General features: G+C 53.0%; 8 protein-coding genes, 1 other RNA gene and 3 pseudogenes. 9 read left to right on the top strand and 3 right to left on the bottom strand.

The window, feature by feature from the left end; translation table 11 throughout:
• Positions 1–64: 64 nt before the first annotated feature.
• The 9 genes and pseudogenes from H618_RS0110950 (at position 65) to H618_RS22445 (ending at position 6971) form a co-directional block, all read left to right on the top strand.
• Positions 65–346 (top strand): hypothetical protein, encoded by a 282-nt coding sequence (locus tag H618_RS0110950; protein WP_028695106.1) that lies wholly within the window; start codon positions 65–67, stop codon positions 344–346.
• A 101-nt stretch (positions 347–447) separates the two neighbouring features.
• Positions 448–842, top strand: a transfer-messenger RNA (tmRNA) gene (gene ssrA / locus H618_RS22465).
• Between the two features lie 374 nt (positions 843–1216).
• The gene (locus tag H618_RS0110945; protein WP_028695105.1) at positions 1217–1459 is read left to right on the top strand and encodes a hypothetical protein; all 243 of its coding nucleotides are present in this window, start codon (positions 1217–1219) and stop codon (positions 1457–1459) included.
• A 143-nt stretch (positions 1460–1602) separates the two neighbouring features.
• Positions 1603–1869, top strand: a complete 267-nt coding sequence (locus H618_RS0110940; RefSeq protein WP_028695104.1) for a DUF3077 domain-containing protein — start codon at positions 1603–1605, stop codon at positions 1867–1869.
• Between the two features lie 227 nt (positions 1870–2096).
• Positions 2097–3414, top strand: a pseudogene (locus tag H618_RS23470) (YfjI family protein).
• A 320-nt stretch (positions 3415–3734) separates the two neighbouring features.
• A pseudogene (locus H618_RS21600) lies at positions 3735–4715 on the top strand (integrase domain-containing protein).
• A pseudogene (locus tag H618_RS23190) lies at positions 4712–4960 on the top strand (hypothetical protein); the annotation flags it as partial. The pseudogenes H618_RS21600 and H618_RS23190, both read left to right, overlap by 4 nt.
• 191 nt (positions 4961–5151) lie before the next feature.
• Entirely contained in the window at positions 5152–5847 is a 696-nt protein-coding gene (locus tag H618_RS22450) for a hypothetical protein (RefSeq protein WP_081673759.1), read from the top strand.
• Positions 5847–6971 (top strand): XRE family transcriptional regulator, encoded by a 1125-nt coding sequence (locus H618_RS22445; protein WP_245586772.1) that lies wholly within the window; start codon positions 5847–5849, stop codon positions 6969–6971. Before H618_RS22450 ends, H618_RS22445 begins: the two co-directional genes overlap by 1 nt.
• A 74-nt stretch (positions 6972–7045) precedes the next feature.
• On the opposite strand, the gene H618_RS0110920 is transcribed toward H618_RS22445, so the two are convergent.
• The 3 genes from H618_RS0110920 to H618_RS0110910 are packed head-to-tail and all read right to left on the bottom strand — an operon-like array spanning position 7046 to position 13105.
• A complete protein-coding gene (locus H618_RS0110920; RefSeq protein ID WP_028695101.1) occupies positions 7046–8227 on the bottom strand; it encodes a GIY-YIG nuclease family protein in 1182 nt (393 codons plus the stop codon).
• The gene (locus H618_RS0110915; protein WP_425414182.1) at positions 8220–10346 is read right to left on the bottom strand and encodes a DEAD/DEAH box helicase; all 2127 of its coding nucleotides are present in this window, start codon (positions 10344–10346) and stop codon (positions 8220–8222) included. The genes H618_RS0110920 and H618_RS0110915 overlap by 8 nt, the downstream gene beginning before the upstream one ends.
• Entirely contained in the window at positions 10343–13105 is a 2763-nt protein-coding gene (locus tag H618_RS0110910; RefSeq protein ID WP_028695099.1) for a class I SAM-dependent DNA methyltransferase, read from the bottom strand. Before H618_RS0110910 ends, H618_RS0110915 begins: the two co-directional genes overlap by 4 nt.
• Positions 13106–13333 lie beyond the last annotated feature (228 nt).

Here is a 13333-nt window from a genome sequence, read left to right as displayed (position 1 = left end):
GCCGCTTACACCGCGCAGTCCATCCCATAGGCCCGCCTTCCAGAGGCCTCAGAAGGAGTTATCCATGAAAGGTACTGCGCTTTCAGCCCTGTTCGCGGCGGCCACTCTGCTGGCCTCTCCGGTGTTTGCTGCGGACGATCTGTGTGCCCTCAATTTGCAGAAAATCGACGACAACATGGCCACCCTCAATGCCACATCCGAAGGCCTGGAGAAATCCCTCGACGACCACATCGCCGACGCCAAAGCCGCCCAGGCCAAAGGCGACAACACCAAGTGCATCGAGATCACCAGCAAGGTTCTGCTGCGTCTGGACAAAACCGACAAAGGCACCAGCAGCGGCTCGTAAGCCCGATTCGCGGGCCAAGCGCCGGAAATTCGACGCCGCCCGCATAAAGGCGTATAGTCCACCCCACGTGCCGAAAGGTGCGTTCAGCTAGAGCTGAGTGAGGGGCCGATTAGGATTCGACGCCGGTAGCGAAACTCTAGGTGCATGCCGAGTTGGTAACAGAACTCGTAAATCCACTGTTGCAACTTTCTATAGTTGCCAATGACGAAAACTTCGAGGCGGAGTACGCTCTCGCTGCGTAAGCAGCTGAGCCCGACCTTCTGGTAGCTTCGGCTCCAGCAATCACTAGGGGATGCCTGTAAACCCGAACTGATTGTCATACAGAACAGGATCGTCGTGTAGCACGTTGGGGGCAAAGCGACTAAAACTTACCCAACTCGTCCAAAGCACCCTGCCACTCGGGCGGCTGCGGATTAACTCAGTTGAGATGGCTAAGCATGTAGTACCGACAGCGGAGTACTGGCGGACGGGGGTTCAAATCCCCCCGGCTCCACCACATTCCATGAAGAAGACGCCTTAGGGCGTCTTTTTTTATGCCTGCGATTCCGCCACGAACGCGTGCGGCAACAAGCGCAAAGAATCAGATTTAAGCCCTTTCCTGTAGGCAATTTCCCAAAGATACTGCCGCGGCGTGTTTCCCGTTGCGGTCAGATTTCCACGGTCTTAGTCTCGGCGGGCCGTTGCTCATCAACGGCATGACTTTGACAGGTCGCAACGGAAAACAACACGCAGCACGCCCTTATGGCGGCTGTACGTGCGGGCACGCTTGCGTGCGCCGGAACTTGTTGTTTCCACCGGTCTGTCAACCCGCGTACAGCTGCCACCCTTTGTTTGACAGCAGATGGTGGCGGCCTTGAAAAGGAAGCAACCATGTTGAAGATCGTTCCTGATCCGCCCCCCTACCTTCAATCCCTCGAAGACACCCTCATGCATGCCACCGACTACGCGCTGTGCGCAGAAGCCGTAGCCCAGCAGGCATTGCAAATGGAGCCCAGGTCCCCAACCGGTTTATTGATCGCCGCGGCAATCCACGAAATCGAAGCGCTGAGAAAGCTGCTCGAGTCAGCGCTGGCCCGGGTGCAGATGCCCGTCGATTCACACCTGCAACGGTAACCGGCGTCTCCACAATCCCGATCTGGGCTTATCAAAGCCGCAACTCCCGCACGGGCCGCCGACCTGCATTGAAAGTGGCGCTGGAACGGTCCAGCCAGACCCTTCCAGCGAACGGCGCGACCAGGACATAGGAAAATCCAACAATGACCACCGAATACGCTACCGAATGCACCGTCGGCCAAACCGCATTCTGCCAAGGCGAAAACCACACCAACCCCCTCTTCCGCATCGAACCCGGCATCCCCTGCCGACACGCCCGCGAGCAGGCCTCAGAGCTGCTCGACTACGCGCGGTACCTCACCATCGAAGGGCTGATGGAGGACAAACCGAAAATGATTTGGGCTTCGCATTATCTTTGTGCGATGGCGAAGGCGTTGTTGGATGATGCGGAGTTGGGGATGGGGGTGTGAAGGATCTGGGCTGTATGTGGCCATTGCAGCGCTCGGAGGGGCCTAGGTCGCTATCATTGCGAGTTTCGGCCCTTAACCGGTTTTACCCACTGGTGCAGAACTGGCCGTACGAACGCTTTCGATGGAAGCACCCCAAGTGATTCGAACGTTGAAGGTCACGCTGGTCACGCGGTGGCTCTCCCGAGGGTAATTCACATCCGGCAGCTCGCCCGGTCACCTCCCCGGTCGTGCCCCTAGGCGATTTTCAAGGCCGGCCGTAGAGCGCATGGCCGCTGTGATCGGCGTGCCCTGCGCCACGGCCTCAGTGCGTTCCAGCCACAGCAGCTGTGGCGAGCCAGGCGCACGCCATGTTCATCTCGACGGCTGGATCTACCCGTTGTCGCTGTACACGCTGACGGTGGCTTGCTCGGGCGATCGAAAAAGCGCGGTGGACCATATTGCGCTGCAGGCCGTACGCGACTGGGAAAGACAGCAGTGGATCGCCTATGGCGAACAGCTCAAGGCGCACCGAGCTGCAATGAGTCTCACCGCGAAGGCACCGACCTCGAAAAAGTCAGCACAGCTAGCCCTGGAAGCCCAACCTGAACCTGTCCAACCAAGACTGCTCACTGCTGAGCCGACAATTGAGGGCCTGGTCAAAAGCCTGTGCCACGGCTTGCCCAGCATGGGGCTATTCAGCGATGAGGGCGGGCAGTTTTTGGGCGGCAGCACCATGAGCAAGGACAACATGATCAAGGCGATCACTCACTTGTCGACCCTGTGGGACGGTAGCCCGATTGATCGGTCTCGCGCGATGGCAGGGGAAAGTCTGCGTGCCTATGACCGCCGACTCAGCATGCACTTGATGCTGCAACCCCGCCTGGCCGATCGCTTGCTTCAGGATGCAGATATCAAAACCAGGGCATCCTGGGGCGCTGCTTGATCAGTTGGCCCGAGCGTCTGGTTGGACAACGGCTGTATAAAGCCATCGACCTGACCCGAGATCCAAAGGTGCACCTGTACCAGCAGCGCATTGCCGCGCTGATGCAGAAGCCTTGGTCACGCCATAAAGACGGCGGCCTCAACCCTGCGGCCCTGGAGTTGAGCCCCCGCGCCCGTGAGGCCTGGATTGCCATTCACGACACCATTGAATGCGAGTCTGGGGAATTCGGCGAGCTGGTCAACGTGCAAGCTGCTGCGGGCAAAGCCGCCGCGAACGTTCTACGCATGGCTGGCGTGATGGCGGTGGTTGAGGAATCGACTGTATTGGAAGACATGCACATTCAGCGCGCCTCCACGCTGATGGATTACTACCTGGCCGAGAACCAACGCCTGACTGAACAGGAACCACTGAATAAGCTTCGCGCTGAGGCTGATTGCCTGCTGCGCTGGTTGATAAAGAAGAACTGGCCACCGTTTCGCCTCCGCGATCTCACGCGCAAAGGCCCTCGCTTTGCCCGTAAAAGCACGCGGCACACTTTCGAGTTATTGCTGCAGCTGGTTGCCCATAACTGGCTGGACAATGACGGGGACATATTCGAGGTGCGCCATGTTCCGCCTAAATGACGCCGTGCGCCGCTATCGGGCGCAAAATCGCTCGCCGACCGAATTACGGTGTGTCGCCGCCACCGTCACCACTTTGTCGCCACGTGCCAAGCCAGACACAGCGAGGGTTGTCGCCAGTGTCGCCGCAGTCGCCACTCCAGCATCTGTGTCTGCCGATGTCACCCGACTCATCGCGCAGTTGCAAGAAGAAGGAGCTCTGCTCCAATACAGCGAAAACGCCCTCCACATCCGCCCAGCACAATGGGAACAGTTAGACAGCGTTAGCCCCCACTGGAAAGCCTTGTTGCTCTTTCTACAAACAGCTGCACGCGGTGAAGAAAATGGCGCTGGTCGGTCGGCGTGATGGTCGCAACTTTGGCTACGGCCGCCAACTGAGCTACGCCGGCCAGCAGGCCCTGAAAGATCTGTTTGCCGGCGGGCACTTCGCCACCGTCAAAGCGCATAGCGATCGCTGGCAGGCCTTCGTACACTGGTGCCGCTCAGAGGACGGGCCTGGCTACAACGATGCTCGCCAGATCGATCGACAGACGCTGCAGGACTACGCCGCTTATCTTCGCCAGCAAATCCTGTAAGGCAAGCTGTGCATCGCTACCGCGCAAAACCGCCTTAGCAGCGTCAACCGCACCCTCGCTGCGCTGCGCGGTGATCAGGGTGTGAGAATCATCAGCCCAAGTCAGGCGTTGAGACAGCAGTGCGCCACAGTACGCGCCCGTGCGCCGGATGGCCAAGACCATCAACAAGTACAGCGAGTGCTGCAAGAGCTTGTTGAACAGCAACACGAGCGTGTGGCAGCCATTCTCTTGCTGGCTCGTACAACCGGTATGCGCCTGCGCGAAGCGATCCTGGCGGACCTGCCACGCCTGCACCGCGAAGCCGAGCTGTTAGGCCAGTTCAACATACAGGACGGTACTAAGGGAGGCCGCTCAGGGGCATCAGCGCCACGGTGGATCACTGCAACCGTACAGGTGAAAGCGGCACTGCAGCTCGCGCGAAAAACATCCCCACCCGGTAGTCGCAACCTGTTAGATAGAGCAGAAAGCTACGCTGCGTTCATGCGACAGAGCGTGCTCCCAGCCCGCAAAATACTTCATAAACACGGGTTGAAGGAGTTCCATGAACTGCGCGCAGCCTACGCTTGCGAGCGTTACGAGCAACTCACGGGTCATCCGGCACCAGTCCATGGCGGACAGGTTTATTTCAGTGACCGCCAGCTTGACCAACACGCACGACAAACGATCAGTGTTGAGCTCGGGCATCAACGAATCGATGTGATGTCTGCCTACATCGGGAGGAGATCATGAACAAACCGTTCGATATGACGCTTTTCCTGAGCGGCGCACTGACCGGCTCGAAGAGCACACAGCAAAGACACCTCCGACAAGCCCGAATCATGCAAGCGGCTATCCAACACCGCTGGAAGCGAGACAATCCGTGGATCTGGCAGTCTAAGCATATGCGCTGGTTCCTAACTCACCATCTGAAAAATCACGCCTACAACACCCGATACTATTACTGGCTTACCGTTTTGTTGATCTTGCGTCGGGTGAAGTGGGCACCGAATACCGTCAAATCACTGGAACGATGTATCGTTTCGGACACACGCCCCCCCCTGAGCAAGCTAGGTATCCCTGACGCTCCCGACATACGAGGGCTACGAGCGCTCAGGAGCCAAGCATATTTCCGTTTTTTTTACCTCAACATGAGGTATGATTTACGGAAATGACTAAGGAGTGAGCGATGCGCGAATTCGAGTTGACCCCTCTATATGCCAGCAGCCGTCGAGCCGCATTCATTGACGATCCAGTACGATCAGAGGCGCGGCTGCTCAACCTTCATCCTGATCTCAGCAGCAGGCTACTTCGGGATGCAATCTTCGGTGGCCTCACTGCGCGAAACGATGTCACCCGAGCTTCCGCACCGACGGCCGCTGGTGTGCAGCAATGGTTAAAAACAGTTGAGGACCTTCGCACCTTACTTAGCGCTGAACGATGGTATATCCATGAGCAGAAAAACTGCCCGTTTATTACATCCCCCGACCGCCTAATATCTATTGTTGTGATGACCGGCAATAGTGACACAGGCTGGGAAGGGGCTGAAGACCCTACCAACCAAGCCGAAAAGGGTGCGGTGGCTGAAAGCTACATTCAAAAAAATCAACAGCTCGAGCTCTTCAACCAAGAGTCATTCAAGTTAGCCAAAGACAACAGCAAAGAAACCCAAGTTTGGGCCTTACTATATCACTATGACAAAGCTTTAAATGAAGTAAGGTATGAGTTATCTTTACCGACCGGATTCGGCAAAAAGAAAATTACATCATGGGGCGAGCGCATCGGCCTCGGGAAAATATCTAACAACCCGTCCAGCTTCGACATTCTCAGCGACGAGATAGTTGAACCTGTATCTGTTGAAGTAATACCAAAACCTGGAATTTAATGAGTCACAACATCATGCTAGAAGTTAACCCCAAGCAAATTTTATTTGCCAGGGTAAGGAGACGCCTTACAAAATCCCAGTTGGCAAAAAAAATTGAGATCACCAGTCGTAGCTTGCAAAATTACGAAACTGGCGCATCCACGCCAGATGAAAAGACATTGCAAAAAATAGCAATCGCACTGAACTTCCCGCTCCGTTTTTTTTACTTAGAAGAAGAGATGCCTGAAATCGCGGAGCATACGGTTAGCTTTCGCAAGCTCTCAAAAATGACAGATGCAATGAAGGGATGTGCTTTTGCGGCAGGCGCGATCGCTCTTAAAATCAATCAATGGGTTGAAGAACGTTTCAATCTACCGCAATCCAATCTTCCGGACTTGAGTGATCTAGCGCCAGAAGAGGCTGCTGCAGCGCTTCGACGGATGTGGGGATTAGGCAATGCCCCAATACCAAATGTAGTTCATTTGTTGGAGTCCAAAGGAATCCGTGTTTTTTCGTTGGCAGAGGAGACGCGAGAGGTTGACGCATTCTGTACATGGTATGAAGAGAAACCTTTCATATTTTTAAACACTCTTAAATCGGCAGAGCGAAGCCGCTTTGATGCAGCACATGAACTAGCGCATTTAGTCCGCGACGTTTACAGCATGCGGCATGGTCAAGCCCACGGACCGGAGATGGAACGACAAGCTGACGCATTCGCTGCCGCTTTCCTGATGCCAATGGCAAGCGTAATTTCAAATCCTCCTCCCGCATTCACTATTAAGTACTTGATGAAGCTCAAGCACTTTTGGGGAGTATCGCTTGTTGCTATAGCGTACCGTTTTAACTCGTTAAAAATGATCAGCGAATGGAACTATCGAAGCCTTTGCATTGAAATAGCTAAGCATGGTTACCGTACTAACGAGCCTGAACCGATGGAGCGAGAAACCTCTCAGCTTCTGTCAAAAGTTATGGACTATTTACACAGTAAAAAACAAGGTCGTCGGGAAATCGCTGAAAGCCTAAGCATCAGCATTGATGAAATAAACGCACTAACATTCCAACTTACAAAACTATCAGTAGTTTCCGGCCGACCAGAGAAAACTGCAAATCCGCCCAAGTCCCCACCAAAGCTAAGGCTAATTTAGCCCTACAAATTCACTCTCCGTAAAGCCAGTAAAATATCAGGGCACGGAATAAATATCCCGCGCCCTTTTTACAGTCACTTTATAACATCGAGCCGTGCCGTTTCTGGGTTATAAGCCTTTTGAGTAATGGACCCATTTCGAATACCTTCGACGGCCTCATCAATCACATGAAGTGGCACAAGGAACCATTCTTTAGGCTTTACCTGGTTGCCAAAGCGATCCGGAATGGCTAGATCTATTTGGACAGAGCCGAATAACCGATGAAACAAATTTTCCAAACGCACCCGATTAATATTATGTAGCTTGTAGGTTGCAACCACTTCTACTTCAGCTAACAGATAGGTTGCATCTTTCTCGGCGCCCGCGATGCGCGACTCTACCTTTCCCCCTGTTACCCCAATCTTGTGAATTAACTCTCGATGTTTACTCACGAAAGGATGTTTTGAATGACTACGAAGTACATAAATAGTTCCACTTTCGATGTCTTCGGGCTCCAGGTACTCAGCAAAAAGTGGGCCAGAATCAGCGTCAGTGACACGTCGACCGGCGTCGTCCTTGTATAAAGCACGCTGAAGGGAACGGCGCAAAAGGTTGCTTTCGGTCCCATTGGAGTAGATAACCCTTAAACGAGCATCACTCTCTCCATTGGGGGCTCTAATAGAGTCTCCAACTTCAGCCACATAAGCCGTCTGCCCGCCCAAGATAAAGAACTGCCCTTCCTCGATGCTCGCATCACGAATGAAAGTACGACTGACTCGAACGCCCGACTGCAGTTCGCGTTGTACCTGCTCAAACAGCGGCTGGAAACGCTCGAAGTCGTCGCATCGCTCGCGATTGGCAATCTCCTCGGCCTCACGTTTCTCGGCATTGCTGCGAACGTAACGGAGGCTCTGAATATCAGAGCAGTCATCGACGGCCAACTCTGCCAGCAGTTCATCATCCGTCATCAAGGATATGTCCGCCGGCTCTCGTACCTCGGCGACACTCAGCAACCCTTGATGGTCAAGCGGCATTAGCAGTTCCCTGCATTCTTCTTGCACGAGTAAGCGATCTAGACGCACCGCATAAAGGCGCTCAAATATGTCATTGTAATCGCTATTTCGTGGCGCACGACCGTGCTGTTCCACGAACCGCTGAATATCTTCAAAACCGGCTATGATACGTTCCTCACGCGGAGTACGGCTGGCTTTCTTGTCTGATGCGGCGAAATCGGAAAGCTCCGCTTCTAGTTCATCAAGATCTAACTCTTTAGACATAACGACCCTCTTTCTTGAAACGCATGAAGGCAGCAGCTCCCTCGGCCATGCTCCGCTCCCAAGGGTCGTGCGCAGTCAGAGACGGAGTTCGTTGATGATCTTTTTTGAACTTTACGGCCCGGACGGCGAGATCTTTGGCCTCTTCGGGCGTTAGACGGGTTCGCTTAGCACCAATTACTGCAGCGACCTGTTTGAGGCTCTCTTCACTCATGGTCTTGGCCAAGATCGCATATGCCTCACTAAAGGGGTTAATATGGTCGATTAAGTCGATATCAAGCTCGCGCACATCCATCGCAAACTTGCGGACGCCATCAATCAGAGCCGAGCTAGGAACGCTACTACTCCCAGTTGAAGTACCTTGCAGATGTTCGTTAAGTACCAATCGCTTGGCTTGCTGGGTCAAATTCAGAGCCGCAATGGCGCGCTGCCGAACAGCCTCTTGGTCTTCCGCATCTAGCTCGGGATACTTATCGCGGATGATCTTACCCATCCGCAGCTGGGTCAGCTCTTCCGGAACCAGCTCCTCATCGAACAAACCGCGCTCGATGTTGGCTTTGTCCTGTACAAAGCTAGCAATCACCTCGTTCAGGTCTTCCAGGCAAATACGATTGGCCTCAGGGCTTTTGGGTTCAGCCAGGCCATTAATTTCAATCTGAAGATGACCGGTTTCGTGATTGAAACCCACGTTGCAGTTGTTTGGCTGATAGCCAGCGTCCCCGTAGTCAAAACCAGCCTGTGGCCCACTGGTGGGCGTCTTCGGTTTGAACTCGAAGCGCGGGGCCAGAACTTGTTCCATTAAGAGGCTGGCGGCAATCGCTTTGAGCGTATCGTTGACGGCCTCGGCCACCATTTTCTCGCTCGCGTCCGGCTCGGCGATCAAGTTGGTAAAACGTGCCCGCGTCTTACCTGGTGCATCACGGGTTGCACGACCAATGATCTGCACGATCTCGGTCAAGCTGGAACGATAGCCTACTGTCAACGCGTGCTCACACCAGATCCAGTCGAAGCCCTCCTTAGCCATGCCCAGTGCAATGATGATATCGACATGGTCGCGGTTGTTCTTCTGCCTGGGATCTTTCAAAGCTGCAGTAACCTTGTCGCGCTTGGCCGGCTCATCATCCACCAAGTCGGCAATCCGCAGTACCCGTCCATCGGCGGACTTCACAAGTTGGAAACCAGTTACCGAGTCGGTTCCTTTCCACTCACCGAGTTCTTCGATGATGTGTTCAACCTCACGGATCTTATCCCTAGTACTCTCTCGGGAATTCACATTAGGGATGTGGATAATTGTTTTTTCGCTAGGGTCGAGTACCTTCAGAATGTCGTCGCAGTATGCCCCTGAGTAGAAGTAGTAACCAATATCCAGCCTCTTCAGATGCTCGTACCCATTGAGCTGCTCGTAGTAGGTGTAAGTCACGGTATCGAATCGAGCTTCATCGATGGGTGCCAATACTGCTTCGGCATCACCCCGGAAGTAAGAACCAGTCATAGCAACGATGTGCACCTTGTCGCGCGCAATGAATTGGCCTAAATGCGTGCCTAGCTTGTTATCCGGGTTGGCAGACACGTGGTGAAACTCATCGACGGCAATCAGGCGGTCATCGAAAACTGCCACACCAAACTTGTCCACGGCGAAACGGAAGGTGGCATGGGTACAGACTAAGACCTTGTCGCTGCTTTCCAGGAACGCTCCCACCGCTTTGACCTTACCACCATCGTCGGTGCCAGGAGCATCACATAGATTCCAACGCGGCTCCACATGCCAGTCAGCCCAGAAACCAAATCTGCTAAGGAATTCGTTATGGAAGCTCGACCCAATGGACTTTTCCGGTACAACTATAATCGCCTGTTCGACACCCTGGTGGGCAAGTTTGTCAAGAGCGATGAACATCAAAGCCCGGCTTTTTCCGGATGCTGGTGGAGACTTAATAAGGAGGTATTGTTCGCCACGACGCTCATACGCACGCTCCTGCATAGGGCGCATACCCAGCTCGTTAGCCTTGGTGGATCGCCCGTTCTGGGCGTAGGAAACGGAAACAGAAGGAGCGGTTTGAGTCATGGCTGCGCAACCTGCCTGGGCTTCATGTTCGCGTTTTTGATTAAGGATAAGTTCACTCATTGCTTAACCTTTCGATGGCTATGGCTGACCGTCATTTCAGTGTACAAGTCGAATAGCTTCTCCAAACGCTCGGTGTCGTTCTTGAAGCGCCGACCAATATAGATGCGTTCCAGCACTTCATCATTGCGCTCGTGAGCTGCTCGCAAGTCATCTGGCATGTGTTCTGGATCGTATAGATCTGCAATAGTTGCTGGGAAGTATTTTTCACGTGCGAGAAGGATATCTTCAACGCAGCGCGTCAGGTCCGCCTTGTTCTTTTCGGTCAGGGTAGGAATTGGGAAAGTATTCCACCCGAGAACATTTGAATATCTATAACGAGTTTCTAATTGGCCGCACACTGTAGCAATCCAAATCAAATGCATGCGAGAAATAAGTAAGGACAGCTGCCATACGGGAGCATCAAATATTGCGAACGCCTCACTTGAGACAATATTTTCAGATGCAATTATGCCTCCAGGCAAAAACTCTCGACTCTCGGAAGAGGTTCTTGGCATTACAAGAGTGTGAGTCTCGGCCTTTCTCATCTCCCTGAGTTGGTGTGCACGCGCAGCCATCGCTCTACCGCCAGCATCAGTGCTACCTTGCCGCATCTTTCTTACGGCTTCAATACGCTCATTAATTAAAGGAATACTTTTCGCCGCATCGAGGTTTTCGTCCTCTATCCAGAGGCAATACCTTTCAATATTGCTGATAAATTCTTTCGAACCGTATATTCTTCGAGTTAGTTTTCTGGAAAGTTGTGTTGACAGGTTAAGCGCGGCTAGTTCGTCTCTGGTCAGCAGTAAGTTTCCGCCATCATAAGGCATGTTCCCCAGATCCATTGTCCCCACACTGGTAATAGGGCGAGGTCGTTTCTGAACCACTACATCCTGCCCACCAACCAGATAGTAGTTAATATTGGAAACCTCTTTAACTAGAACCTCTCCATCATTGGATTGAGAGAAAATCTTTTTTGTCTGCCTTGCGCCGCTATCAACCCCAATAATAGCTACGGTAACGCCAGCGTTATTTTTAGCTAGATTAGCCCACTTAAATGAGGTATGGGCAAAGAAAATCTTCTGATCTAACTTACTAATTATTGGCCATAAAAGTGCGACCTGGTGCCCTTGACACAGTGAATTCGTAGATACAAACGCAAATGATGAATTTGTTTTTTGGCCATACTCAGCAGCCTTAACGAACCAGCATCCGACGTAGTCAATGTATCCGTGTTTGACTTTGTAGGGGCCGAAGACTTTCTCCATATCTTCAATCTGAGAGTTTTTCTTTTTTCCTTTTCCCGCATATGGAGGATTGCCACACAGGTATGTTTCTCCCCCCTCATTCTCAAAGTCTATAAGTGTTTTCACCGAGGGTGAATCAAACAGGTCATCTACGTGTAATTTTGTCCCTCCCCCGGCGGAGGGAAATATTTCAAGCCAATCTAGGCGAAGAGCATTTCCGCAGATGATCCAGTTCTGACTGGAGAGCGGTAAAAATTCGAGCAGTGCTTCTTTCTGCCCTCGGTAAACCACATCACATTGATACTCGGCAATGATCAAAGCCAAGCGGGCAATTTCGGCAGAAAAATCCCTTAGCTCGACACCTCGAAAATTGGTCAGGGGAAGTTCGCTTTTACGTCCCGGCTCACCTCTACGCACATTAATGGTATTTTCAATCTCTCGCAGTTGCTTATAGGCGATGACTAGGAAGTTACCCGAACCGCACGCCGGATCGAATACACGAATGCGCGCCAGACGCTTACGCAGGTTGAGCAGCGTGCGCGGGTTGTCACCTGCCTCCTCGAGCTTGCCGCGCAGTTCATCCAGAAATAGTGGATTAAGAACCTTGAGGATATTGGGCACGCTGGTGTAGTGCATGCCCAGAGCACCGCGCTCTTCGTCGTCGGCCACAGCCTGGATCATGGAGCCAAAAATATCTGGATTGATCTGCTTCCAGTCAAGCTCCCCAATATGCAGCAGGTAGCTACGGGCAATTTTGGAAAAACGTGGTACGTCTGGTTCGCCAGAAAATAGGCCGCCATTGACGTAAGGGAAAGCGTCTGCCCAGCGGGGTAAGTTTGCTGAAGCGCGCTGCGCAATCGGGGTATTCATAGCCCGAAAAATTTCACTCATTACTTCATGTAGATTTCCTGCATCCCGGTCGCTCATCTGCGTGAGAGTGGCGGTAAACAGGCCTGTGCCGTTGAAGATATCGGTGTCTTCGGCGAAGAAGCAGAAGATCACCCGCGCCATAAAATGGTTCATCTCATGGCGACGCTCGGAGGAGCCCCACGTAGGGTTGTCCTTAAGCAACTCAACATAAAGTCGATTGAGGCGGCTGGTGGCGCGGATATCGAAGGAGTTTTCACGGATCTGCTTGACCGTGGAGATACCCGCCAACTGAAGGAAGAAGCCAAATTGGTCGGGGAACTCAGGATAGGCGCATGCGACGGTTTCGCCGCTTTCCAGGTCCTCGGCTTCCAGCGTATCGCCGTCGGTAGCGAGCACATACTTAGCTTTGGCTCGCGCAGTAGCCGGGCTGCCCTTGAGGGATGCTAGCGTCTCGGTGACCTTGCCAGCTTCGCATACCGCCAGGTGAATATTGCTGGTTTGCAGCACACCACCCAAATCAGACTTGTTGGTAGCCCCTGAACGCAGACGCTTTAGGGTGGTTGCCTTGTTGCCGAACGCCTGCAGGAAGGCAAAAGGGAACTCAAGGGGGTCAAATGGCTGACCGGCCAAATCGGTGATGGCTTGTTCGATTTCTACGGGGCTCATAAGCTGAAGCTATCTCGATCGGAACTGTGAAGCGGAAGCAGCGGCCGCTGCCATCCATGCAAAGTGAAGGAATGATAAAGGAAGGTGTAAAACACAGGTAAAAAACCATGCCTCTATAGAACGTACGGGATTCGATATCAACTCTGCTTATACCCCAAGCGATGCTTAGGTGACTTCATAACCATTTGGTAGAGATAGCTGGTCACACCAATCGACCCTGGAAAGCTC

It is taken from the genome of Pseudomonas cremoricolorata DSM 17059 = NBRC 16634 (assembly GCF_000425745.1).
Taxonomy (GTDB): domain Bacteria; phylum Pseudomonadota; class Gammaproteobacteria; order Pseudomonadales; family Pseudomonadaceae; genus Aquipseudomonas; species Aquipseudomonas cremoricolorata.
This window is presented reverse-complemented; position numbering and strand designations above follow the sequence as displayed.

Coding starts and splice junctions, on each gene's coding strand:
- H618_RS0110950 (WP_028695106.1), top strand. CDS start 65: ATGAAAGGTACTGCGCTTTCAGCCCTGTTCGCGGCGGCCACTCTGCTG.
- H618_RS0110945 (WP_028695105.1), top strand. CDS start 1,217: ATGTTGAAGATCGTTCCTGATCCGCCCCCCTACCTTCAATCCCTCGAA.
- H618_RS0110940 (WP_028695104.1), top strand. CDS start 1,603: ATGACCACCGAATACGCTACCGAATGCACCGTCGGCCAAACCGCATTC.
- H618_RS22450 (WP_081673759.1), top strand. CDS start 5,152: ATGCGCGAATTCGAGTTGACCCCTCTATATGCCAGCAGCCGTCGAGCC.
- H618_RS22445 (WP_245586772.1), top strand. CDS start 5,847: ATGAGTCACAACATCATGCTAGAAGTTAACCCCAAGCAAATTTTATTT.
- H618_RS0110920 (WP_028695101.1), bottom strand. CDS start 8,227: ATGTCTAAAGAGTTAGATCTTGATGAACTAGAAGCGGAGCTTTCCGAT.
- H618_RS0110915 (WP_425414182.1), bottom strand. CDS start 10,346: ATGAGTGAACTTATCCTTAATCAAAAACGCGAACATGAAGCCCAGGCA.
- H618_RS0110910 (WP_028695099.1), bottom strand. CDS start 13,105: ATGAGCCCCGTAGAAATCGAACAAGCCATCACCGATTTGGCCGGTCAG.